This is a genomic window from Halopseudomonas pelagia CL-AP6 (assembly GCF_000410875.1).
In the GTDB taxonomy this organism is placed as follows: domain Bacteria; phylum Pseudomonadota; class Gammaproteobacteria; order Pseudomonadales; family Pseudomonadaceae; genus Halopseudomonas; species Halopseudomonas pelagia.
On sequence record NZ_AROI01000027.1, the window covers coordinates 36,281 to 59,745 of the forward strand.

Genomic DNA, 23,465 nt, shown 5'->3' on the forward strand with positions numbered 1-23,465 from the left:
GTCATTCCGACCTCTCACGATGACGATGAATCAAAGAGGACAGGCGGGCACGCTCCTCCTCGGAGAGCGGCCGCACTCGCCGGTGCCTGCGTGCCCGGACAAAGGCAATCACAACCAGGGCGCCTCCTGCTACCAGCGCTGCCGGCAATGCCCAAAGCAGCCACGTGCGCCCGTCAAGGCGCGGATTGTAAAGAACGAACTCGCCAAAACGATTAGCCATGAAATCAAGAATTTCCTTATCCGCACGCCCCTCATGAAGCATCAGCGCTACCCGCTCCCGCATGTCCGCCGCCACCGGCGAATCGGAGCTGTCGATGGCTTGAGCATCACATTTAGGGCACCGCAATGACGCCGTAAGGTCGCGATAACGCTCCGCCATCACCGGATCCTCGAAATGACGCGCATCAATTGCCGTATCCGCCATCGACTGGAACGAGGCCATCAAAAGCACGATGACCACACAGCAACGGATCTTCAGGGTTAGCGCCATTTCTCTACCTCCATCATGACTTCATCCACCTGGGCGGGCGTTATGTACCCAACGTGCTTGTATCGAACGATACCGTCTGCGTCGACCAGGAAGGTTTCGGGCACGCCATACACGCCAATTTCAAAACCCAGGTCACCGGCAGGATCGAAGATGTTGACCTCGAAAGGTTTTCCGAACTCTTCGAGAAACTGTCGCCCCAGGTCACGGGCGTCTTTATAGTTGATGCCCACCATCTGAATGCCGCGCTCGGAGAGCGCCAGTAGCTGGGGCATTTCCTCCTTGCAGGTCGGGCACCAGGATGCCCAGACATTGACCAGAGATATCTGCCCGCGAAGCAGGGATTCATCCACCTCGGTATCAGGGTCCTCCAGCGTCGGGAGCGTGAACGCGGGAAACGCCTGGCCTATCAGGGCTGACTCGCGAGCACTGGGATCCAGCGAAAGCCCCCGGTACAAAAAGAAGGCCAGGCCAACGAATACCAGAAAAGGAAGCAGCAGCAACAGTCGGCGTATCATGCGCGGACCTCGCGCGTCGGCCTCATCGATTCCCCATTAGCGGCGACTGCACGGCGACGACGGTAGCGACGGTCTGCCACGGCCAGCACGCCCCCGGAGGCCATCAGCAGCGCACCCAGCCAAAGCCAGCGTACAAATGGCTTGACCTGTAGGCGCATTGCCCAGCTGCCGTCGTCCAGTTCCTCCCCCATGGCCACGTAAAGGTCCCGCAACAGGCCGGGGTCGAGTGCGACTTCGGTCATCGGCTGCCCTCGGGCAATGTACAGGCGCTTCTCCGGGTACAGGGTGGTGACAATCCGGCCTTCACGGGCAACCTCGATGGTCGCCGTATCGGCGAGGAAGTTGGGCCCCCGACGCTCGCCCAGTTCGGTCAGCGTAAAATCGTACCCGCCCAGATTCACCTGCTCACCGATATCAAGCCGCACATTACGCTCCATGGCGTAGTTCGACACCATCACCACGCCCACGATGGTGACGGCCAGGCCCACGTGGCCGACCACCATGCCCCAGTATGAAGGGGTCAACTTACGCAATCCGGACAGCGCAGAGGACGCATTGCGGACTTTATCAAACAGGTCGCGCACCAACGCCAGTACTACCCACAGGGCCGCCACCATCCCCAGCGCCACGGCGACATTCCACTGGCCGTTGTAAAGAAACGGTATCGATATCGCAATCGCCAGTGCGGCCAAGCCCGCCCCCAGTAGTCGCCGGAACAGCTCCCGACCGGGCATCTGCTTCCAGCGTGAGACCGGCCCCAGCCCCATAAAGGCACACAGCATGACGGTCAGTGGCACGAACAGGCTATTAAAGTAAGGCGCGCCGATACTGACCTTGCCCAGCCCGAGTGCATCCAGGATCAAGGGGTACAGGGTGCCCATCAGGACCGTGATCGTCATGATGACCAGCAAAATATTGTTGATCAGCAACAGAGCATCCCGGGAAAGCCAGCTAAAGCCCGCATTGGCGCTCATTCGCGGCGCCCGTAGCGCAAAGATCAAAAGCGAGACGCCGACCGTTATTCCCAGCAACGCCAGAATGAAGAGCCCCCGAGATGGATCATTGGCAAAGGCATGAACCGAGGTCAGTACCCCTGAGCGCACCAGGAAGGTGCCCAGTAACGAGAGTGAGAACGTGAAAATCGCCAGCAGTGCCGTCCAGCTCTTGAACGTGCCGCGTTTTTCCGTGACCGCCAGTGAATGTATCAGCGCTGTCCCGCTCAGCCAGGGCAGGAGCGATGCATTTTCCACCGGATCCCAGAACCACCAGCCGCCCCAACCCAGCTCATAGTAGGCCCACCAGCTACCCAGAGCGATGCCGAGGGTCAGAAAGGCCTAGGCAATGTTGGTCCACGGCCGAACCCAGCGCGTCCAGGCCGCATCGAGACGCCCTTCGATCAGCGCAGCGATGGCAAAAGCAAAGACCACTGAAAAACCCACATAGCCCATGTAAAGCATCGGCGGATGGATGATCAGGCCAACATCCTGCAACAACGGATTCAGATCGGCACCGTCGGCTGGCATGCCCGGCAACAGGCGATCAAAGGGACTGGACGTAACGACGATGAAAAGCAGGAACCCTGCGCTGACGACACCCAGAACTCCCAGAACCCGTGCCAGCATATCCCGTGGCAACTGGCGGGAAAACAGACTGACGGCAAAGCCCCAGCCACTGAGAATCAGACTCCATAACAGCACCGAGCCTTCATGAGAGCCCCAGACGGCGGTGAACTTGTAGTACCAGGGCAGCATCGAGTTGGAATTACGGGCCACATAATCCACGCTGAAATCATCCAGAAGAAAACTGGCGGTCAGGCTGGCATAAGAAACCAGTAGAAAAACAAATTGCCCCCATGCCATGGGCTCTGCAAATGCCATCCACAACGGGCGCCGGGTGGCGGCTCCCAGCAAGGGCACGGTCGCCTGAAGCAGCGACAGGCAAAGTGCAATCAATAACGCGAAGAGACCAACTTCAGGGATTGTCAGGGTAAGCATTTCGGGGCCGTGTTCGGTTGCGGGTTCGGCGATGACCGAACCTATCGGTGAAGGTTTCTCAGGTATTGCTTCGTCAGCCAGCCACAAGGCCAGCTGACGAATTCTCTATTACTTCCGACCAGGTTGGCGGGTAACGCGCAGATACGGTGTCTGCTCATCCCATCCGTCGGGGAAGCGCTCTTTGGCCTCTTCGTTGGAGAGCGACGGAACGATGATCACATCCTCGCCATTCTTCCAGTCCACCGGCGTGGCCACTTTGTGGTTGTCGGTCAGTTGGAGCGAATCAATGACGCGCAGGATCTCGTCCAGATTGCGCCCGGTGCTGGGCGGATACGTTAGCATCAGACGGATTTTTTTCGCGGAATCAATAATGAATACCGTTCGAACAGTCACCTTGGGATCGGCTTTTGGATGGATCATTCCGTAAAGGTCTGCAACCACCTGATCCTTGTCTGCCAGGAGAGGAAAGTTAAGCCCTGTGCCCTGGGTTTTCTCGATATCCTTCGCCCAGTCGTTATGGGAATCGAGCGGGTCGACAGACACCCCGATCAGCTTCACGCCGCGACTGGCGAACTCGTCCTTGCGCTTGGCGAAGGCGCCGAGCTCTGTGGTACAGACGGGAGTGTAGTCTGCGGGGTGTGAAAACAGCACGGCCCAGTCATCTCCAAGCCACTCATGGAACTGAATGTTCCCCTCAGTGGATTCCACGGTGAAATCGGGAGCGGTTTCTCCAAGTTGCAATGTCATCGTTTCATTCTCCTTTGCTTTGGCTGTCGTTCTTGGTTTGTCAGCACAGACGATATCCTTAAAGTCAACTTTAAGGTCAAGACGTTTGTCAGATGTTTTTTAGCCTGATCCATCGAGCTCTACGTTCGTGCCCGATTTTTCGGGTATGAAACTGACATAGAGGAAAAGCACGGTGCCCAGCACAATGGCGATATCGGCAAGGTTAAAGGCTGGCCAGTGCCAGGATTGCCAATAGACATCAAAGGAATCCACAACATAACCACGAAATATCCGGTCAATCAGGTTGCCCACGGCACCGCCAAGAATAAGGCTGTACGCGATGGCTTCTCCCCTGCGGCGGCACTGAAGAATCAACCTGATCAGTACGATCGAGACCACTACCGCGATTGCGATAAGAAAGTAGCGCTGCCAGCCTCCACCATCGGCAAACAGACTGAATGCGGCGCCGGTGTTCCAGACATGAACCCAGTTAAAGAACGGGGTCACCGGAATCGACTCGCCATACGCCATTGACTGCTGGACCAGCCATTTTACAACCTGGTCAGACGCCGCAATCAGGCCCGAAATAGCCAGCAGGCCATACGGCAAGTGTTTTTTGGCAACGATGGACATTGTTTAACCCTTAAGCGCGAGGATGCGCCTGGCCCCGTTGAGTACGATAACCCCCGCAATGCTGCCGATGATCAGGTCCGGGTAGTTGGAGCCAGTCCACGCGACCAGGGCGCCAGCGGTAATGACCCCCAGATTGATCACCACATCGTTGGCTGAGAATATCCAGCTCGCCTTCATGTGGGCACCGCCCTCCCGATGTTTGGATATCAGCAGCAGACAGGTGGTATTGGCGATCAATGCAATGAACGCAATCCCCATCATTACCAGCGACTCCGGCTCACTGCCGAAGACAAAGCGCCTCACCACCTCTGCAAGTACGCCTACAGCCAGTATCAGTTGGAGTACGCCTGCAATGTGTGCGGCACGCACCTGCATTTTCACGCTATGCCCAACCGCATACAGCGCGAGCCCATACACGGCCGCGTCGGCAAAATTGTCCAGGGATTCTGCAATCAGGCCGGTGGAGTGCGCGATCAGGCCGGCCGTCATTTCCACCACAAACAGGACGGCATTGATACCGAGCAACCAACGCAGGGTGCCGGACTCCTGCTCGGCAGAGATAGCCGTACCCCCGAGCGCCTTAATTGACTCAGGGTCGGCAGCGGCCGTTTCCTGAAGCGAAGCTCCCAGCCCGAGGGTCGCCAGCTTCGCGGTGATAGGCTCAGCCTCGCCATCGTGCACAACCTTCAACTGCCGATCAGACAGCTCAAAGGACAGCCCGCGAATGTCTTCAAAACCGTTCAGGGCCAGGCGAATCATCCGTTCCTCCGAAGGACAATCCATCTTCGGTACGGTATACACACTGATCCAGTTGCCGGACGCTTCAGAGGCCTTCGACCCGGTGTTACCCTCTGCGGGTGTTGTGTCGCAGCCACAGGCGTCTTCACAGGATTTACTCATGATACGGCTCCACTTGCGTATTGTCGGATTATGATTTAAAACCATATAGCCACTATAAGGTCAATAGAGCAGATACCATTTGTTGAGGAGACACCCGATGCGCATTGGTCAGTTGGCGCGGTCCGTAGGGGTTGACACCCAGACCATCCGTTTCTATGAGCGAGAGGGCTTGTTACCACCGCCGGATCGTCAGGACAACGGCTACCGTATTTACACTGAACGGCATGTTGAGCGACTGGCCTTCATCCGGCGCTGCAGAATACTTGAGCTGTCACTCGCTGAAATTCACGAGTTACAGCGTTATCAGGGCGCGCCCCATCAGCCTTGCAGGGCCATCAACACCTTGCTTGATGATCACATCGCTCAGGTACGGTCTCAGATAACCGATCTGCAGGTACTGGAGAAACAACTTGTGTCGCTGCGAGCAAGTTGTAACGATGATCGGGAAATTGAGGCCTGTGGGGTTCTCGAAGGGCTCAGCGAAGGAAGCATGCAGTAGTAGCCTGAAGCAGGTATGCTCAGTATTAGGGTAGCCAGCGTGGAAAGACCAATATACTTGCGTAGGTGCTGAACATCCGCTCCCTGGCGGAGTTTTTCGACAACACGGAGCCTGAGTAGTCGGCAGATAGAGCAAGCACTTCATCATGTCTTGTTTCGTTGAAAAGGCTGCATCAACTGTTGCCAGTAGTTCATTGGTAATTCGGCGCTGAAACAATACCAAGATCCTTAGTGCTGATCGCTCGCTCGGAATCGTAGTAAGCCGTGCCGTGCAAGGATCTTAGCGGCAATGGGTGAAGTGATCATTTGTATCACTGCAAAGAATGCGGCAGGAATCGCAATTTCTGAAGGTAAGCCAGATGCGGCGACAAAAGCAGCAGCAATGCTAAATTCTTTTTTGCTCACGGTGAAGAGATAGGTAATCACTTCTTTCCGGTCAGAGGTTAGCAACCGTGAGGACATTCCTATCAGGTAGCCAATCAGATTAAGACTCAGGGCTGCTCCAGCAATCAAAAAAGCGTACCAGCCATAACCAATGATAGTTTCTGCGTTTGGGCCTACTACAGCCAGTAGTATCAGAAGATATATGATTGATCCAATTCCCGCGTACGTTGAATCATGGCGTGCAAAAAAATCTGGAAATCCTGTGCGTAAGCTCACTCCAACAACAGTGGGAACGGGTAGCTGGCAAACAGGAAGCGTAGCTGGAAGGGGACACTGAGCACCCACTGTCTGAGTGGTACCTTGGGCAAGACCTCATCGACCAGCAGCGCGGCGCTGTCGACCATGCGCCGGACGCCACAGCTGGGACAGAACCCTCGGCGTTTACAGGAGAAGGCCACCAGCTTCTCGTGGTGGCAGGATTGGCAGCGTACGCGCAGAAAGCCGTGTTCCAGGCGGCCGCACTTGAGGTAGTCCTCGAACTCGCGGGCGACATAGCCTGGCAGGGGTGAGCCTTGGGCGGCCATGAGCCGGGCAAACTCGGGGTAATGACGCTCAACCAGTTGGTACAGCAGGGTCTGCTCGGGCCGGTGGCGGACATGGGTGGCCGGCCGAGGCGCTTGGGCGGTAAGAGACATGACGGCATCCGTTCCATCGGTACTGGTGTGTGGATGCCTTCAGGGTAGTGCAGCTTGGGGAAATGTGCGGAGATTGATGCTGTGGGTGACAGCAAAAAGGCACTGGCAGAGCTGGAACAGAAGGAGTTTCCCCAGGTGGGTCAGGTCACCTGTAGTATCGGTTTTGCGGCTGTGGACCCTGCCCAGCCACCGGCCAATATCCTCGACAACGCCGACCAGGCCCTGTATTACGCCAAGGGCAATGGTCGCAACCGGACCTGCCACTACGAAAGTCTGGTGGAAACCGGGCAGATAGCTAGGCGAGACAATATGGAAGGCAACGCCAGCGTCGATTTTGATATTGATGCACTGTTTGGGTAATGCCGTTTTATTGCGAGCGCAAAGTGTCCAGCAGCTCCCTGTTCATCAATATCCATATGCCGGCAGCGGCAATAAACGGCAACATCAGATACCCGAACTGATAGCCCAGGGCAATGGCATTCATTTGCCAGGGGGCAAAATCGAGCTGAGTGGTGACATCGCTGCCGGTTTCAAAGGCCAGGGTTTTGACTGTGTCGAGGGCAATACCAAACGCCTGAAAAGGCAGCAGCAAAACATAGGGGACCCTGATTATTCGGGCTTGGTTGCCCTGCCTTTGTAGATATAACCGGCAATTTTCGGTGCATTGGGCATATACAGATTCTCCAGCTCCTGAATCTCAAAGCCGGCATGTTCAATCAATTCCGCGATGTGCCGGTTCAGGTGGCAGCCGCCGGCCAGCTTTCGCCATCCCGGTGTTATCCGGTGCTGCCATTTGCGCGTGGTGTCGTGTGGGGCTTCTCCGTGTTCCAGGAACAGCAGGTCGCCACCGGGCTTGAGTACCCGCTTCATCTGCAGCAAGGCCGTGTGCCAGTCCGGAATGGTGCACAGGGTAAAGGTAAGCAGAACGGTATCAACCGAATTGTCCTGCAGCGGAATCTTCTCACCCGGCAGGTCCAGCCATTCAACCCGCACCGGTGACCGGCCCAGGTTCGGCAAGGCTTTGCGCCGCATGCCTTCCGATGGCTCCAGCCCGTACACCATCTCTACGAGGTCCTGATTATAGAATTCCAGGTTAATACCCGAGCCCATTCCCACTTCCAGCACACGGCCGCGAGCCCTTGGCACAAGTTGGCTGCGCAGTTTCATCACCTGCCCCATGGAGCAGGCCTTGTCGATGATGTGGGGAAGAATCCGGTCTTCATAGAAGCTCATAGGTTCACCGTCATTGCTTTATATCAAAGGTGCGACAAACTGCCCTATTTCTTTCTGCTACAATTCCCGTAGCATCATAATCAACTGCCGGTAATAACAACATAACAAAATCGCCAAGGATAGGGAATATAAACAGGTATTCCATTGTCGTCGAGCCTGAAATGCTTGCTCGTTACGGAGCCTATTTCTCCGCCAAAGACCCCTCGAAACCCTGAAATGTCCATGAATTGCGCCAAATTCACCTGCCTTGCTGGCTGCAGCGCGAGCAGTGGACCGATAAAGGGCTCTAGGTGCGTTCCTAACCCTGGGAATACTAAGACCAAACCAGCTAAAGTGATAACGAACCAAACAAGATTAGACTCCACAAAATAGATGAATCTGATCATATCTTGGAGTCCACCGTGCCCGGTGAGGTTGGGCGACCTTCACACTGCGCGAACAACTCGATGGCTTTGTCGCAATAAGCACAGTGCCCATCGCAGCAGTCGTGCATCAGAAACGCTATGAGATCAGCAAGTACAGGAAAAATAGCACTGTAAATTATTGAACGCCCCTGGCGTCGTTTTTCTAAAAGGCCTGCGTGTTCTAGATGGTTGAGATGAAAAGAGAGTCGCGATGATGAGACACCACCTAGCGCGTCTCCTATCTCACCAGCCGGTAATCCATTGGCTCCTTTCACCACCAGTAGTCTAACGATGCGAAGTCGTGTTTCTTGAGAAATCGCCCCAAACGCCCTTACAGCTTCTGCTTCATTTCAATATCTCAATACCTATTGCTATATTGAAATATTAGGTGTCCCCTGGTCCAGTCGGCGTGGCCCGCGGTCAGTCCGGAACCTCGGAGATCGCACGGATCATCAAATCCACCATGGCCGGGCTGTCCCATTCCGCGGCACCGCCCAGACGGCCAATTTCGCGACCGTCGTGATCAATCAGCAGCGTTGTAGGAACACCTGCTATACCCAGTGTTTAGGTCGCCAGTGTCGACGGATCAATATAATGGCGAAGATGTTGGATGCCTGTTTCCAGGTAGAATTTCTCAACAACACTGATGCCTGCGTGGTCAACGGACAGCGCGACCACTTCAAATTGCTCGCCGCCCAGTTGAGCCTGAAGTGAGTCCAGCGTCGGCATTTCCTCACGGCAAGGCAGGCACCAGGTCGCCCAGATATTGAGCAATATCGCCTTACCCTTAAAGTCAGCCAGTGTCAGCGGCCTGCCGACTTCGTCTTGAAAAGCCAGCTCGGGCAGAGTGCGAGGAGACTCCCAGATCAGGAACCCCTGGGGCCCCACGGACTTCGGAACCTTCCCTGCAGCCATAACTGGAGCGGCTATGGAAATAGCAAGCGCGAAAAGGACTACGGCGATTCCCCGGGCGGCAGATATGCGCTGGTGACTCATTGGACATTACTCCTGATTACAGTGGTCGGTTTGTTGCCGGCATGGTGCCCCACGCGTTACTCACTCTGTAACAGCTCTTCAATTCGCCCGTGCAGTCGGCCCCAGAACCCATCATCGGCTGCCGCGTTGGGGCCTTTGGCAATGGCCGTCAGGTAGGTCACCAGGTGTTCAGGCTTGAATTTCAATCCATGGAACCGGGCCCGCATCTGCCCTTCCGGGTCAATCACGTGGGTTACCACACCATGGACCTGTACACCCTCACCCGTATCCCTGAACTGAACGCCGTAGGCTTTAGCAAGTTCTGGTGTCAGTTCAGGTGGTTCCATCCTGGCTCGGTAGAGGAATTGCCAGTTGCGGGGATTCAGATCGAAATTCTCGCCGTAGGCACGCATGTTTCTCCGGGTGCCTGCAACATCTTCCCGGTCCGTGGCAATGGTGATGAACACCACCTCTTCACTCAGCCCTTCTTCTTCAACCCCGGTTTGCAACTGCCGGATCAGGTTCATATGCAAAGGGCAGGCCTCGGTACAGCGCGTGTAGAGAAAGTTAAGCACAACGGTTTTGCCGTTTAAGTCGGCAAGGGCAAGGGTATTGCCATCAACGCCTGTAAGATCAAATTCAGGGGCCGGCTGATCCACAAACTGGGCATACCGCTCTTTCTCGTTCAACGAGGCCTCCACATCTTCCATGGAATGGGCCATGGCATTGGTGCTGACCTGGGCAACCATGGCAATCAGCAATTCTGAATACACTGTTCACAGTCATTCTCCATTTGAGTTGTTTTCCGAAGGGAGTCCCGGTTTATTGTGGCTTGATATCGTCCAGATTCAGCGCAACGGGCAGGTCAGCTGGTGCCAGGCAAACGCCCTCGTCACTGCAGGCCTGTACCCGTACCGTCATGTCTAGCTTGCCTGCCTCTTTCAGCGCGGCGGTCTGTTTTTCGTCTGGCAGCAGCCGGATACTCGCACCGTCGTCGTACACCTCCAGGGCGGTGTCACCCAGTGTGATGTCACTGACCCTGCTGCGGGGGTACTGGGTCGGGATGTCAAGCGACTGACCGTTGACCGAAGAACTGGCGACGGTGGGAATCAGTAACTCCATGGAGGCCGGGTTGGCGTTCACGTGCCAGCCCGATTCAATGTCCAGTGTCAGAATAATTTCACCGGTCTCCCCTATCAGGGCTTTGCCGCCTTCCGCAAGATTGAGGCGGACCTTATCGGAAGAATCTGCCAACCCCGTGCGGGCAACTGGTGCCTGGGGGTCGGAATTGGCTCGTTCGGTCTGGGCCGAGCCAGGAGCGTTTCCGGAATTGGTACCGATCAACGTGAACGCCGCGATCGCGATCAGAAAAACCGCTACGCCGGTCAGCAATACTTTGGTTCGGGTTGTCATGGTTCATCTCCAGTAGCTAGCGTTGTGAGTTCTCGGTGCGGTTGATCGCCTCGACCAGGCTGTCGGTACCAAATAGCCCAGTGAAACGGGCGACAACGGTGCCGTCAGCGTCAAAAATCGCCGCAAAAGGTAAAGCCTGCCCTCCCGTTGCGGTTAACAATGCGTCTTTTTCGGGATCGCTTGCTGTCACATCAACCTGAATCGGCACCATGCCGGCCCGCGCTACGGCTTCAGCCACAGCGGGCTCTTTATACACGGTGCGCTCCAGGACCTTGCAGTTGATGCACCAATCGGCAGTGAACTCCAGCAAATACGGTGTGTCCCGGGCTTTTGTGTCCGCCAGGAGTTCTGCGGAGTAGGGCTGCCAGACAAGTTCGTCTTCGCCGCTGCCCAACGGAGATGCGAATACCACTGTCACCGCAAGGGCAAGGCCTGTCGCCGTTGCAGTGATCACGCGAACGGCACCGCTCCCCTGAACGAAACGACGGAGACCCCAGACCAGCACCAGCGCCAGCCAGGCCCACCACAGCCAGGGGTATACCGCTTTGGGCACCAGGCTCGCGCTGAAAAAGACGGCGGCGGCCAGCAATATCAGCGCGAGCACTTCTCGAATGGCCAGAGTCCAGGGCCCCGCCTTGGGCAACCGGCTCAGCCACTTGGGTTTGAGGATCAGTGCCGCGTAGGGCAGCGACAACCCCAGCCCGATACTGCCGAATATCCCCATAGTTACCGGCGCCGGCTGGGTAACGGCAAAGGCTAGGACTCCACCCAGGAAAGGACCAGCACAAGGTGCAGCCAAAACCGCACTCAATAACCCCGATAAGAATGCTTCAGAGTAACGCCGGCCATGGGCCGAGGCGGCGAACGACGGGATCGGAATGGGCAAATCCAGCCACGTGACCACCGCAAACCCGACCAGCAAGGCAACAAGGATACCAACGAACACCGCGGACTGAAACAAAGTGCCCCAGCTCCACTGAAGAAATGCGGTCAATCCGCCCAGCGTCAAGAAAAACGCGAGTGTTCCTGCGGTGAACGCCAATGCGGCCAGCACGCGATGGGACCTCTGGCCGCCCGCCTCCCGCAGGATGGTCCGGACCTTGATGGGGATCGCGGGCAGCACGCAGGGCGTCAGGTTCAGCAGTAGACCTGCCATAACCGCCATCATGATCTGGCCGGCAATGAGTAATGAGGGCAGCTGATCCATTACTCAGTGACTCCCAGCATCCTGCCGAGCGCTTCCTGGCTGGGCACACCAGTCTGGCCCCGCCATTGTCCGCTCGTGTCCTTGAACAGCAGCCCTGGCGTCCCGCTGAAACCCGCCTCGGCCATCCACTGACCGTGTTGTTCGAGGGCCTGTTGAAGGTCGGCCGGGATCGGAGTGAGTTCAGAAATGCCGCGGCCGTCACCGCTTTTTCCGAAGTTTTCCTCAAACACCTGGAGCGCCGCGGCTCGATCCTCTGCGTTCATGATTGCTGCAGAAAGCCCCAGGCTGGACGGTTTGAGAAACCCGACCATGACCCAGTGCAACCTGACTTTCCCCTCCGCAACCCAATCCCTGGTTTGCTGCCAGAATTTGTGGCAAAAAATGCAGTTGGGATCCGCGAAGATATAGACCTCAGGGGCATCTTTACCGCCCTCGCTCACCAGATGGGGGTCCCGGGAGAGCTGCTCGGCAACCGACGCATACGTCGGCTTCGGTATATAACGAGCGGAATATTCGCTGGTCAGATCGTTGCCATCACTCTCCAGAAGTGCGCCGGAAAAAGTGAGGTCACCGAGACCATAGAGGATTCCGGTTTTCCCGTCGCCGGTCTTTACAACATAGCCGGTCACGCCCTCGGCTGGCGTGGAGAAGCGTTCAGTCACCGTAAAACCGATTCTCTCCTGCAGTGCCTTGATTCCCGGGTCCATTGGTGGTGACGCCGAGGCCAAGGCAGCGAATAAACTCAAAAAAAGTGCCATCGAAAGCTTATGGCAGAGCACGGTCATGCCGCGCACCGGGTATTCCAGATAGAATGACATCACAGATACGTTCCCGTTTTCATGTATTCATCAGTCGATAAAATCACCAGCAAAGCTGCCTACGTGGTGGTCTACCGCGCAAGGCCAAACGACAGGCACTCGAAGCGAAAGCCTCTGGTAATCAAAGGTTCAGGAGACTGTTGAATACTTGGGAGGAAAAGGGTCTGGGCCAGAAAGTACACGGCCGGAATGAGAAGAATAGCCTTTCGGGCAGGGGGAAGATAACAGCACTACCGAGTCTCTAATTGCAGATTTCCCGACATGGGACGTTGAACACGGGCTACTGCAGCTGCCCTCGGCATTGAGCCCGGCGCAGTCATGCATCACCTGGGTGTCTGGCAACATGACACAAGCTTCGGCCATGGGTTCCGCCTCAAAAGAGGTCGCGGCAACTCCCTGTGCAACGGGGAGAAGAGCCACGAGCAGTAGTACTGCCAGTCCCATAAGCCGTGTGGTCATCGCATTGATATCCTGATTACAGAACAGCTAAAACATCTTCCGCGTGGGAAGATAGTCGCCCACTTTAACCTACATTGGCGGAAGTGCAAACAGACACGCTCCATCACCGTATCCGCCAATGCTGCTACCAAGGTCAGATGATGCCGGCGCACATAAGTTCCCGAGCAGGCCGCTCACAACATCCACATACACGAAGGGATCAGTGAAGATGAATTCGTGAAGATGCGCACCGAGCGTGACGCCACACTGGCAATGCCTCGGCTGCTCCTGCCCTCGGTCCAGGTCAACATGAATGCCGGCCGGGTGCCTTTCACCGAGGCTGATGGCCAAGTCTATCTCAACAGGAGCGAAGACTATGATGGACGGAATGATGAACGGCGGGGCAATGATGTGGGGCATGGGGCTGATAGGGCTTCTAGTCATTGTACTTCTTGGCTTCGGAATCGCGGCACTGGTGAAGTATCTGTTCAAAAAATGAAGAGGCCAATGTTAGGAGGCTCGACATTGGATGGCTGACCAGGATGATAATCGCATTGATGCGGCCATGCTGAAGGAAACTCTACACCTGAGTGGGCAGGTAGGAATCTGAGGGCATGGCTGTAGTAGACTTCGCCCTCAGGCCTACGCCTTGAAACGGAACCCTTTGCAGTTAAGCTGGCCCTTGAGTCGGGCGCCGAATCGACCTCGGAGGATGGTTACCCCTGAGGGGTATGCGCCATCTGCTCGCAATACTGCTGTAATCGTTCAGGTAGATCCGTCGGGCATACGCCACACTCCTTGTTTCCCGGGACGGCATAGTCGATGAACTTGGGATAAGCGAGATTGAGCTTGTCCATGATCTCCCGAAACTCCTCCAGGCTTTTACCCTGACCCAGCCGGACGTTGCGATCTTTTTCCTGTCCAATTGTCGAAATCCGCCGCTGCTTGTAATCATGGGCGGGATAGACCAGATAGTCCTCTGGCAGGGTGAAAAGTTTTTCAGTCACGGACCGGTAAAGGGTATCGGTATTCCCGTTTTGAAAATCCGTTCTGCCACAACCTTCGATCAGAAGAGCGTCGCCGGTGAAAATACGGTCGTCCAGACGGTATGCGAAATGGCCATCGGTATGGCCCGGCGTGTGAATCGGCTGGAAGCTGAGCCGACCGACCTGAAAGGGCCTCCCCTCCTCAACTCCTACGTCCGTGCAGGGCAGGCAATCCATGGCAGGCGCCGCGATTTTACTGCCCGCTTTCTGCTTTAGCTCGCGGGCGGAAGTGATGTGATCGGCGTGGATATGGGTATCCAGAGTGTATTCCAGCTTGAGCCCCAGCTTTGATACCTCTGCCAGGTCGCGCTCGACCGAGTTGATAACCGGATCAATCAGGACCGCTCGTCCGGTTTCCTCGCAGCCCAGAAGATAGGTGTAAGTGCTGGATACGGGTTCATACAGTTGTCGAAAGATCATGTGATGTCCCCTGTCTGCGTCGGCGCTTCCATCCGCAAATGCTACCATCAACCTGCATGGGCAACCGGCTTGCTGTGTGCTTTATGAGAAAGAAGCTACGTATATCTGGGATAGGATCAAGCGTGCGACAGCGAAGACTCTAGCCGATTCCGCGGCGACGGCTGCCTGGCTGATGTCGTATTTCGGCCCAGATAAAGAGGGCAGCACCGAGGACGATCCATACGTCCGCCAGGTTGAACGATGGCCAGTGCCACTGGGCATAATGAAAATCGAGAAGATCCTCGACGTAGCCCAAGCGTAAGCGATCTGCGACATTGCCCAACGCACCGCCGAGGATAGCGCTGAGTGCGAGCCGATAACTCAGTACGCTCGGTGAACGCCAAAGCCAGTACACCAGTAACGTCGAGATAACCAAGGCCAGCCCGATGAAAAGCGGCTGCTGCCAACCGCCGGCATCCGCTAGAAAGCTGAACGCCGCCCCCGTATTGTGGCGGTGGACCCAATTGAAGAAGGGCGTGACCGATACACTTTCTCCATACATAAGCATGGTACTGGCAAGGTACTTGCTCGCCTGATCCGCCAGCAGTAACAGGAGCGAGAGCCACAGCCAGCGCATCGTTTTTCTCGGCTCGTGGGCTTTCTCTGCGAGCCAATTGCCATAAGTAGACAAATTCCTTCCTCCTCACCCAATTGAAAATCTGCTCGCTATAGAGTGGCGGGCGTCATGTACCCAGCCGATGATACTGGCGAATTCGAAGAAGCAGGAGCAAGCCGAGTCCGAGTGCGATCACACCAAGGACAGGCCAATCCCTCCAGCGCACATAAGGGGTCGCACCAGTTCGCGGTGTCACCTCGACGCTGAGGCTGGCTACGCGGAACTGAGGAGCGCGCTTGAGGATCTTTCCCTCGTAGCTGACAGCTGCTGTGATACCCGTGTTCGTGGCTCGCAGTAGGTCACGTCCGGTTTCGATGGCACGCATGCGGGCCATCTGGAAATGCTGGAGAGGGCCGAGCGAGCTGCCGAACCAGGCATCATTACTGACATTCACCAGCACCTGCGCTTCGGGCAGAAGTTCCGTGACTTCAGCACCAAAGACCGCCTCGTAGCAGATGAGTGCCCCTACGGGCACCCCGGCTGCATTCAGGACGTGCGCGTCCCGTCCCGGTGTAAAATCGGACATGGGCGCCCCGAGCACGTCGAGGGCCGAACCCAAAAACTCCCGAAACGGAACATATTCACCGAAGGGCACCAGGTGGCGTTTGTAGTAGAAGCCTGAGGGATCGGAGAGGCTTACCACTGCATTATAGACGCGGCCATCCGCCTCGCGTACCGGGACGCCAATCATTAACGATGTGCCTGCCTGATCGGCTAACGCCTCAAGCTCAGCAAGATATGCTTTGGCCTGGTCATGCCACATCGGGATTGCCGCTTCTGGCCAGATCACGATATCGGCTCCGAGATGCTGCGCGGTAAGCGCCTGATAGCGCTCAAGTGTGATGTCCCGGTATCTCGGGTCCCATTTCTTGTCTTGCGCGATGTTTCCTTGCAAGAGGACGACATCGATCGGGTCAGCGGCTGGCTGCGTCCATTCACGATCCAGCAGTTGCAAGCCGGCGAGGGTAGCGACTAACACGGCACCGACTACCGCAGCACGGCGCAGGCTTGGGCCTAAGATAACCCACGCAAGACCGCCGGCGAACAGTGCCACCAGAAAACTCACGCCAAGCACACCAAAGACAGGAGCGATAGTGGCGAGTGTGGTGTCGGTCTGGCTGTAGCCGATAAAGAGCCAGGGAAAGCCGGTCAAGAACCAGGTGCGCATCCATTCACTCAGCACCCATGCCGCAGGTAGCCCTAGCCAGAGTGCCATTGCATCCATCTCAGGGCGCAGGCAGCGCACGAGGTACGCGACGCCCCATGGAAAGAGGGCGAGCAGCGAGACAAAGGCCGCCGTGACTAACACCGCCACCACGGGGCCATTGCCGTACTGGCTAATGCTGATAAAGACCCAGGAGACACCCACGCCGAAGTAGCCAAGGCCAAAGAGGTAGGCCGACCACAGCGCCTGACGCCTTGAAGACTGCGCGGTCAGGACAAAAAATGTTGCCAGAGCGATCACCGCAAGCCATGCCCAGCCCACAGGGGCAAAGGCAAGCGGCATGGCGCCTCCGGCAAGTAGAGATATCCCCCTTGTTAGAAGCGCCTTGTGGCGCATGCCCGTGGAGGGTAGCGCGTACTTATCACCCAATGCTCTCGCCTCCGAAGCCAGTATCAACCCTGTGGCTCATGCTTTTTTGCTCCGCTCAATTCAGTCCGCAGCCACAGGGGCCATCACAAGATTTACTCATGACACGGCTCCACTTGAACAATATGGTGTTACCATTCAAAACCATATAGTAGCTATAAGGTCAACAGGGTAGAGAATACGTTGAGGAGAAGCATGATGCGCATTGGACAGTTGGCACGGTCAGTAGGGGTCGATACTCAGACTGTCCGATTCTACGAACGGGAGGGCTTGTTGCCACCGCCAGATCGGCAGGAAAACGGTTACCGTGTCTATACCGAGAAGCATGGTGAGCGACTGGCTTTCATCCGTCGCTGCAGGATCCTCAACTTGTCACTGGCTGAAATTCAAGAATTACAGCACTATCAGGGCGCGCCCCATCAGCCTTGCAGGGCCATCAACGCCTTACTTGATGATCACATCGCTCATGTACGGTCTCAGATAACCGATCTGCAGGTATTGGAGAAACAACTCGTGTCGCTGCGAGCGAGTTGTAACGATGATCGGGAAATTGAGGCCTGTGGGGTTCTCGAAGGACTCAGCGAAGGGAGCGTGCAGTAGTAGCCTGAAGCATTAACCACCCGCTTTTTCCCTTGCGTGAACCCAGTCAGTCCGGAACCCCGGCAATGGCCCGGGTCATCAAGTCCACCATGGCTGGACTGTCCCATTCCGCAGTACCAACCAGGCGGCCAATTTCACGACCGTCATGGTCAATCAGCAGCGTTGTAGGAACACCTTCTATGCCCAGTGTTGAGGTCGCCAGTGTGGACGGATCAATATACTTGCGAAGGTGCTGGATGCCTGTTTCCAGGTAGAATTTTTCGACAACGCTGATGCCTGCGTGGTCAACAGACAGCGCGACCACTTCAAATTGCTCGCCGCCCAGTTGAGCCTGAAGTGAGTCCAGCGTCGGCATTTCCTCACGCCAGGGCAGGCACCAGGTCGCTCAGATATTGAGCAAAATCGCCCTGCCCTGAAAATCAGCCAGTGTCAGGGGCTCGCCGTCCTATTAGTTAGTTAGCTCTATGCTATTTCCCTACCCAAGGAGTAATCATTAGGCCAGTGAGGTTGCTCCTCCATATAGACCTGACATCAACCAGATAATCCGCTGTAGTGAGGGGTTGGTTGCGGCCTTGTGTTACGAACCAATCAACCAAAAAATCCGGGTACCCGTTTATCCCATGCAGCTGGCAACCTGGCTAGAAAGCGGACTTGTAATGGCTCTGCATTGCTTCAAATGGTCAGTAGCTTGGCCGAACTGATTGATTCTCGCCGATGCTGAATGCCTATTGACAGTTGTCAATGCCATTCCAAAAGAGGGCATCAAAATATAGAAGGGTAACCTCATGTTCTAAAATAAATTTTTGACTAAACATTGCGTATTGATAAGACATAAGACATGGGAAAAGGGCTGGGCTGGGAAAGCCGGCTGAAACAAGGGCATCGAAGCAGCTGATGAGCTGACCGGAAGGCATCACCGTGCCGATAAAGACTGCGTTTGACATGGGAACCTCAAAAGCTGTGTATATATACAGTAATTGGCTTGGGTCGATCACGCAATGGCTGAAATGTTTCTAGCGACGCAGGTTGACGTCTGGCCTGATAAGATCAAAGCAGGCACGGCAGGATCGACAGGAAGAGGTAGGCCAGGGTGGGTTTCTTTAATCTCGGCAAAAAAGATCAATACGGTAATCAAGCCCGTATCGAGCATCGCGGCAAGCATCTGCGGGTCGGTCGTACCGGTGGGGTATCGTTGCGAGCGCAAGCCAAGGCTGCAGGCATGAATGTCACAGCCAACAGCAAGCATGGCCTACGTGTGTCAGGCAGAGTGGCCAAGGGTACACAGATGGCCATGCAGAACGGTCGGTTTGTTTTGCGTGGTCGCTATGGCAGCGGCCCTACCAAGCTGAATATGTCCAAAAGCGGATTCACCGTCTCCAGTCGCAATGAGCTGGGTACGTTCAACTGGGTAAAGCCCAATCGATCTTCAGCCAAGGTATTTGGTGTGCAGATGCGTGGCCGCAAGGCAGCGAATGCACAGATGGCATTTATGTTCCTGAGCCTGGTAGCCGTCGCAGCCAGCGTGGCTTTCCGTTTAGTGGTGTTTTTGTTGGTCTGGGCTTGGCGCTTATTGGTTATGGGCTGGCAGTTGCTCATGCTGATCCCTTATGGCTGGGAGCAGCTCAAGCGCATTATCACCAGCTGGCGTATCCAGCGTATGCGTAACCAGCTGCCTGGTGATTTGCTTGATACCTTGGGCTCTTGGGATGCCACGCGCCTGGTCGCTGCATTAGCACTTGCAACGCATGGCTGGGGTCGTGGCCAACTGCTGAGTAAGGCACGGGATGAGCTGCAGGCGCAGTTAACAAGTCAAGACGCTGAGCTACTCATACTGGCTACAAGGAATCAGCTCGCCCAGGTTGAGAAGGCGCTCGATAGTGTCAATGCCTGTGTTGATGACAAAAAGCAGCCTTTGGCCCAACTGGCTATTGTGGCTGAGTTAGGAACATTGTTCAGGAGATCGCACCATCAGATCCCGCCTGCAGAGCTGTTGCTACAGCTTGATGAGCTGCTTGTCAGGCTGGGGCCAAAAACTCAGTATCAGGAACAGATGCTGACAGTATTAGCTGATGCTTTCGGTCTGCGGCTGGTCGAGTCGGGTGCAACTGCTCTAGAAGGAGCTTGAGCTCATGGAAGACAAGCCGGAATTGATCCAGTGCCCAAAGTGCTCTGAAAATGTGGCCGAACATAACCTCAAAAGGCATCTGAGACGTGTTCATAGTCCAGAAGCGGAACGTGAGCGCGTCAAGAAAAAGGCTGATCTAGCTGTTGCCGAAGCAGCTGAGCTTCGTGCCAAGCGAGAGGCTGAGTTGCTACTGTCTTGCCTTATCTGTAAGACCAGTGTGAAAAAAAAGAACCTGGCAAAACATGCTCGTATCAAGCATGGCCTCATGCTGACGTCCGCACAGGCAAAAGGTGAGCCTGAACCGACCAGCAGATTTCGGAGCGCTCGTGAAAGAGAAGCATTCTTCAGAGCCAGGTTGGGACCGCAGCTCGAGGAGGAAAGCCATGACGCTTTTGAGCGCGGGCGCATTGTGTATGGTGGTGCTTTCGAGCTTGGCAAAAGCCGGAAGCATTGACGGGTTCAAAGGGGGGAGTTTGCCGTGATCAATTACTGGATCATCAGTGTTCAGCTAAATGAGGGCAAAGACAGTCTTTTCGTTCAGCAGGAAAGGGATGAGCTCTTCCTGAGCGCGAACGTTCGCCTTGCAGGTTTAAACAAAGTGGCACATATCGAAAGCGAAGAAATGGCTGAGGCCTTTCTGGCGGGGTGCACGCCCAAGCTGAACAAGCGATACGGCAATGGGTACACTGCCCAGGTCGTCGAGTGCAGAGGTAGTGATACTCGCCAGCTGCGTGATCAGATTTACCGGGATTCAGTGATTATCAGGGCTCGCTTGGAAACCGGGAACTTTGTGTCCAATCGAAAAGTGTCGGACACAAGTTATTGATTTATAAATTTTTTATGATCGTGGCCTGTAATTAAGGTCGCCGCAGATTTTGAGTAGCCAGTGTTCTATAAACAGGTTTTAGCTGTGCGTTAGTTATCACTCCAGCCTGCTGTCATCAGTTCAGTAAAATCACGGCGCGAGAGTACGTTGGAGCAATCTCGCCAATCTTTCTCGGATGGAGACATGGTCTCGGTGTAGCGCAGGTCAAATCCATTGGCTTGTTTCTGAGCGTTGATGTACTCATCCATTTTTTCGCCCATGGTTTCGATGTCCTCAATCCATTCATCGCGAATGGTATCGGGCAGTGAGCCAAACAGGTTGTAGCGATCCTGCATCCGCTCGGATAGCTTTTCATAAACCTTTTCGTCGACGGTTTGTTCGTTGACGAGGTTCAGCATGTCGACTTTTTCGCGTACCTGGCCAAAGCGTTTGATACGTCCGATTCGTTGTTCTAAACGAGTAGGGTTCCATGGCAGGTCGATATTGATCAGGGTGCCCAGCGTCTGAAGATTTAATCCTTCGCAGGCTGCATCGGTAGCCACCATGATTTCAAGCTGATGCTCAGCTACCATGCGTTTCAGCGTTTCCCGTTCAATATTGACGCTGTCACCTTTTTGATACAGTCGACTGCGGCCTGCACCGGCATAGAGGCCTACCGCCTGGTCCGGATAGCGTTCCGCGAGAGAATCTGCCACCCACTTCGCTGTGTCGTAGTACTGGCTAAAAATAATGACGCCAAATTTCAACCACTTCTCTTTTTCGAGGTAATGAATTACCGCGTTGAGCTTTGGGTCTTCTTCAATGCGTTCAAGCCGGGCAATCATTCGCTCAAGAACAGCAATTTCATCCGGGCTTTCGGCTTTAACTTCTATGAGTTGCTCGTCACTTTCTTCACGAACGGTCCGGCCTTCTAGCAGCATTCGCGCGGTGTTTAATCCGGCCGCGATGCTTGAGCAAATCCGTTGCTCCATCAGGTTTTTCATAAACCCGCTACCTTTGCCACTTTGAGCAAGGGCTTTACCGAAATTTCGCGCCTCAGCGTAGGCTTGTCTGAAGTCCTCGCTGGTCCGCAGGGCTTTACCCTCGAACAAGCTGTTAAATTGGTGAACTTCCTTCGACAATTCCCTGTCGGGATGCAAGTCGACGCCTATGCGCGGCAAAAGCCCGGCATCTTCAAGCGTCACACGTTTTCGTAAAACGACGTGACGGATAAAGGGATTTTCCCGCTGAAAAAAACTGGCACCCGAGATATTTCTATCCAATTCATCCTCAAGATATTCCAGCGAGTCATCTGACAAATCAGAAAGCGTGCTCTTAATGTCCCACTTGTCATTCTGATTAATTAATCCAAGATCCTGACGAAGAGAGCTGAATAAGCGGCGCGCAAACTGCTCATTGGTTGAATCGACGACGGGCAGTGGTGAGCGCAGCAGCTCCCAGGCGAAGTTCGGCTCGGTAACGCGCTGTTCACCGGATAAAATAGGCAGCACTTCTCGGGGGCGATGCCACTTGGCAAAGTCATTACCAAGCACGAAGTTGCCGCTGCCCTGATGCAGAATGCCAATCAAATCCCACAAATCCTCAGAGCGGGTTTGAATAGGTGTTGCTGTTCCCAGAATGACATGGTCTGAGCGCGCGGCAATTTCTCGCATAAAGGCCAGTAATTCATTGTGGGTGCCGGCGTCTTTGCCAAAACCCTGCCGACTGCGCGCCTTATGCGCTTCATCCAAAATAGCCACGCCAAAGCGCAACCCCAGCAGATGCTGTTTTTCAAATGAATCACGCATCATCAGCCCGGTGGAGACGATGCCAACGCGCAGCGGGCACTTTGCGATGTGCTCTTGCCCAGCAGGGGAAATGATTCGTCCTTCGGGGTCCAGCCAGGCTTTCTTTTGGGTTTGCCAGCGTGCACAAGGAATGCCCAGCTTATCAATCATTTCAACTTGCCACTGTTCGCAGAGCGTGGCAGGGGTGAAAATGATGACGGGCTTGCGCTTCTTGTTCTCTCTGTCGCTCAGCAAACACAGCGAAAGCGCTGCGGTAGCCATGGACAAGGTTTTTCCCAGGCCCACCTCATCAGCAATCAGTAAACGCACAATGCCATGGTTGTGGTAATGGCGAACGCACTCACTGACAAATCCTTGTTGCCAGGGCTGCAAGGAAAAGCCTTGTCGGTAAAGCGGGGATTCAATCAGCGCTGCCGGCGCAATATCATCGTCTTCGACGATATCTTCAAACAGCACCTCTCTACGATAGCCACGGCGTTTCACCTCGCGGATAACGGCTTCAGGCAGTGGGCGCGCAGCGTTCCACAAAAAGTCGAATTCCTGCTCAATCCACTGCACACCTTCCGGTGACTCATCTTCCCACAGAATTTCATAATGACGCTGCCAGCCGCTGCTGGTTTCGTTCATCGAACCAATGAAGCCAATTTTTTTGCCATCGGCCAGTTCTATTACGCCTGCCTTGCCATGTAGAAAACCGCAAATGCTGTCGGGCGCGACACGGATAACCTGGCCATGCTTGGCAAGGAAGCTGTCCAGGCGGCGATAGCGGTCACGGTTGAGCAGGCTTTCGGTTTCAATATCGCGCTCATTCCAACGGCCAATCATTTTAGATTCGCGTAACTGAGCCACCTTCAGGTCGTCGGGATGGATGTCCACGTTGCAAACGATTTTTACATCGGGGATAGACTCAATCAGCTCATTGGCCACCTCAAACAGCGAACTAGTAAAGTAACCGGCAATACGCTTGTAACTGCGAGCACCTTTAAGGTGCTCCAGCAGGAAGCTACTGTCGAGCCTGTGGGTGCGCGATGAAAATCGACGAATGCTCATTGCTGCGGAATCTCCATCCGTGGTTGCTACTCAATTAATCGT

Annotated in this window: 26 protein-coding genes and 4 pseudogenes; 8 read left to right on the plus strand and 22 right to left on the minus strand. The window is 55.2% G+C overall.

Translation table 11 applies throughout. The features are described from left to right. Position 1: 1 nt before the first annotated feature. From K787_RS0118325 to K787_RS0118365, 6 genes and pseudogenes are all read right to left on the minus strand, one after another. Positions 2–490 (minus strand): cytochrome c-type biogenesis protein, encoded by a 489-nt coding sequence (locus K787_RS0118325; RefSeq protein WP_022964276.1) that lies wholly within the window; start codon positions 488–490, stop codon positions 2–4. Beyond that, positions 481–1,005 (minus strand): DsbE family thiol:disulfide interchange protein, encoded by a 525-nt coding sequence (locus tag K787_RS0118330; protein ID WP_022964277.1) that lies wholly within the window; start codon positions 1,003–1,005, stop codon positions 481–483. The genes K787_RS0118325 and K787_RS0118330 overlap by 10 nt, the downstream gene beginning before the upstream one ends. Next, positions 1,002–2,999 (minus strand): annotated as a pseudogene (locus tag K787_RS23675) (heme lyase CcmF/NrfE family subunit). The gene K787_RS0118330 and the pseudogene K787_RS23675 overlap by 4 nt, the downstream one beginning before the upstream one ends. A gap of 108 nt (positions 3,000–3,107) precedes the next feature. Beyond that, a complete protein-coding gene (locus tag K787_RS0118355; RefSeq protein WP_022964278.1) occupies positions 3,108–3,746 on the minus strand; it encodes a peroxiredoxin in 639 nt (212 codons plus the stop codon). A gap of 99 nt (positions 3,747–3,845) precedes the next feature. Beyond that, positions 3,846–4,358, minus strand: a complete 513-nt coding sequence (gene lspA, locus K787_RS0118360) for a signal peptidase II (RefSeq protein WP_022964279.1) — start codon at positions 4,356–4,358, stop codon at positions 3,846–3,848. Between the two features lie 3 nt (positions 4,359–4,361). Then, positions 4,362–5,258, minus strand: coding sequence for a cation efflux transmembrane domain-containing protein (locus K787_RS0118365; protein WP_022964280.1), 897 nt, complete (start codon positions 5,256–5,258; stop codon positions 4,362–4,364). 97 nt (positions 5,259–5,355) lie between these two features. Here K787_RS0118365 and cadR (K787_RS0118370) point away from each other — a divergent pair, with 97 nt between their 5' ends. Continuing rightward, positions 5,356–5,757, plus strand: coding sequence for a Cd(II)/Pb(II)-responsive transcriptional regulator (cadR, locus tag K787_RS0118370; protein WP_008173755.1), 402 nt, complete (start codon positions 5,356–5,358; stop codon positions 5,755–5,757). Positions 5,758–5,984: 227 nt separating this feature from the next. Here cadR (K787_RS0118370) and K787_RS24860 read toward each other — a convergent pair whose 3' ends face one another. Beyond that, positions 5,985–6,416: a hypothetical protein gene (locus K787_RS24860; RefSeq protein ID WP_201765125.1), complete on the minus strand. Its 432-nt coding sequence runs from the start codon at positions 6,414–6,416 to the stop codon at positions 5,985–5,987. 17 nt (positions 6,417–6,433) lie between these two features. Further along, a pseudogene (locus K787_RS23680) lies at positions 6,434–6,835 on the minus strand (transposase zinc-binding domain-containing protein); the annotation flags it as partial. Between the two features lie 81 nt (positions 6,836–6,916). Between K787_RS23680 and K787_RS0118380 the strand changes: the two are divergent. Continuing rightward, positions 6,917–7,195: a GGDEF domain-containing protein gene (locus K787_RS0118380; RefSeq protein ID WP_001611016.1), complete on the plus strand. Its 279-nt coding sequence runs from the start codon at positions 6,917–6,919 to the stop codon at positions 7,193–7,195. Between the two features lie 7 nt (positions 7,196–7,202). Here the strand turns inward: K787_RS0118380 and K787_RS0118385 are convergent, their stop codons facing one another. From K787_RS0118385 to dsbG, 9 genes and pseudogenes are all read right to left on the minus strand, one after another. After that, complete coding sequence (locus K787_RS0118385; protein ID WP_028615085.1) at positions 7,203–7,448, minus strand: exosortase H-associated membrane protein; 246 nt, start codon at positions 7,446–7,448, stop codon at positions 7,203–7,205. After that, the gene (locus K787_RS0118390) at positions 7,445–8,068 is read right to left on the minus strand and encodes a class I SAM-dependent methyltransferase (protein ID WP_022964284.1); all 624 of its coding nucleotides are present in this window, start codon (positions 8,066–8,068) and stop codon (positions 7,445–7,447) included. Before K787_RS0118390 ends, K787_RS0118385 begins: the two co-directional genes overlap by 4 nt. 80 nt (positions 8,069–8,148) lie before the next feature. After that, entirely contained in the window at positions 8,149–8,454 is a 306-nt protein-coding gene (locus K787_RS25395; RefSeq protein WP_022964285.1) for a hypothetical protein, read from the minus strand. Beyond that, positions 8,451–8,795: pseudogene (locus K787_RS25725) on the minus strand (ArsR/SmtB family transcription factor); the annotation flags it as partial. The pseudogene K787_RS25725 and the gene K787_RS25395, both read right to left, overlap by 4 nt. A 241-nt stretch (positions 8,796–9,036) precedes the next feature. Beyond that, the gene (locus K787_RS23685; RefSeq protein WP_235801957.1) at positions 9,037–9,468 is read right to left on the minus strand and encodes a TlpA family protein disulfide reductase; all 432 of its coding nucleotides are present in this window, start codon (positions 9,466–9,468) and stop codon (positions 9,037–9,039) included. Between the two features lie 56 nt (positions 9,469–9,524). Then, positions 9,525–10,220: an SCO family protein gene (locus tag K787_RS0118405; RefSeq protein WP_011784891.1), complete on the minus strand. Its 696-nt coding sequence runs from the start codon at positions 10,218–10,220 to the stop codon at positions 9,525–9,527. 49 nt (positions 10,221–10,269) lie between these two features. Next, positions 10,270–10,860 (minus strand): protein-disulfide reductase DsbD domain-containing protein, encoded by a 591-nt coding sequence (locus K787_RS0118410; protein WP_022964286.1) that lies wholly within the window; start codon positions 10,858–10,860, stop codon positions 10,270–10,272. Between the two features lie 16 nt (positions 10,861–10,876). Further along, complete coding sequence (locus K787_RS0118415) at positions 10,877–12,067, minus strand: protein-disulfide reductase DsbD family protein (protein WP_022964287.1); 1,191 nt, start codon at positions 12,065–12,067, stop codon at positions 10,877–10,879. After that, positions 12,067–12,885: a thiol:disulfide interchange protein DsbG gene (gene dsbG, locus K787_RS0118420; protein WP_011784888.1), complete on the minus strand. Its 819-nt coding sequence runs from the start codon at positions 12,883–12,885 to the stop codon at positions 12,067–12,069. The genes K787_RS0118415 and dsbG overlap by 1 nt, the downstream gene beginning before the upstream one ends. A gap of 615 nt (positions 12,886–13,500) precedes the next feature. Between dsbG and K787_RS25615 the strand changes: the two are divergent. Further along, positions 13,501–13,683, plus strand: a pseudogene (locus K787_RS25615) (MBL fold metallo-hydrolase); the annotation flags it as partial. 16 nt (positions 13,684–13,699) lie between these two features. Beyond that, positions 13,700–13,822, plus strand: coding sequence for a hypothetical protein (locus K787_RS25730; protein ID WP_022964288.1), 123 nt, complete (start codon positions 13,700–13,702; stop codon positions 13,820–13,822). 217 nt (positions 13,823–14,039) lie between these two features. On the opposite strand, the gene K787_RS0118435 is transcribed toward K787_RS25730, so the two are convergent. The 3 genes from K787_RS0118435 to lnt form a co-directional block, all read right to left on the minus strand. Further along, positions 14,040–14,789 (minus strand): MBL fold metallo-hydrolase, encoded by a 750-nt coding sequence (locus K787_RS0118435; protein ID WP_022964289.1) that lies wholly within the window; start codon positions 14,787–14,789, stop codon positions 14,040–14,042. 139 nt (positions 14,790–14,928) lie between these two features. After that, positions 14,929–15,405 (minus strand): signal peptidase II, encoded by a 477-nt coding sequence (gene lspA, locus K787_RS0118440; RefSeq protein WP_028615086.1) that lies wholly within the window; start codon positions 15,403–15,405, stop codon positions 14,929–14,931. Between the two features lie 106 nt (positions 15,406–15,511). After that, positions 15,512–16,951 carry an apolipoprotein N-acyltransferase gene (gene lnt, locus K787_RS0118445; protein WP_022964290.1) on the minus strand — a complete coding sequence of 480 codons (1,440 nt, stop codon included), beginning with the start codon at positions 16,949–16,951 and terminating at the stop codon, positions 15,512–15,514. A gap of 282 nt (positions 16,952–17,233) precedes the next feature. Between lnt and cadR (K787_RS0118450) the strand changes: the two genes are divergently transcribed. Then, complete coding sequence (gene cadR / locus K787_RS0118450) at positions 17,234–17,635, plus strand: Cd(II)/Pb(II)-responsive transcriptional regulator (RefSeq protein WP_022964291.1); 402 nt, start codon at positions 17,234–17,236, stop codon at positions 17,633–17,635. Positions 17,636–17,681: 46 nt separating this feature from the next. Here cadR (K787_RS0118450) and K787_RS25400 read toward each other — a convergent pair whose 3' ends face one another. Then, positions 17,682–17,990, minus strand: coding sequence for a TlpA family protein disulfide reductase (locus K787_RS25400; RefSeq protein WP_235801958.1), 309 nt, complete (start codon positions 17,988–17,990; stop codon positions 17,682–17,684). Positions 17,991–18,725: 735 nt separating this feature from the next. On the opposite strand from K787_RS25400, the gene K787_RS23695 reads away from it, so the two are divergent. Genes K787_RS23695 through K787_RS0118470 form a run of 3 tightly spaced genes read left to right on the plus strand, consistent with a single transcriptional unit; the run spans position 18,726 to position 20,586 of the window. Then, positions 18,726–19,760, plus strand: coding sequence for a hypothetical protein (locus K787_RS23695; RefSeq protein WP_022964292.1), 1,035 nt, complete (start codon positions 18,726–18,728; stop codon positions 19,758–19,760). Between the two features lie 4 nt (positions 19,761–19,764). Next, a complete protein-coding gene (locus K787_RS0118465; RefSeq protein ID WP_022964293.1) occupies positions 19,765–20,214 on the plus strand; it encodes a hypothetical protein in 450 nt (149 codons plus the stop codon). Positions 20,215–20,238: 24 nt separating this feature from the next. Beyond that, positions 20,239–20,586 (plus strand): hypothetical protein, encoded by a 348-nt coding sequence (locus tag K787_RS0118470; RefSeq protein WP_022964294.1) that lies wholly within the window; start codon positions 20,239–20,241, stop codon positions 20,584–20,586. 89 nt (positions 20,587–20,675) lie between these two features. Here K787_RS0118470 and K787_RS0118475 read toward each other — a convergent pair whose 3' ends face one another. Beyond that, a complete protein-coding gene (locus K787_RS0118475; RefSeq protein WP_022964295.1) occupies positions 20,676–23,423 on the minus strand; it encodes a phospholipase D-like domain-containing anti-phage protein in 2,748 nt (915 codons plus the stop codon). Positions 23,424–23,465 lie beyond the last annotated feature (42 nt).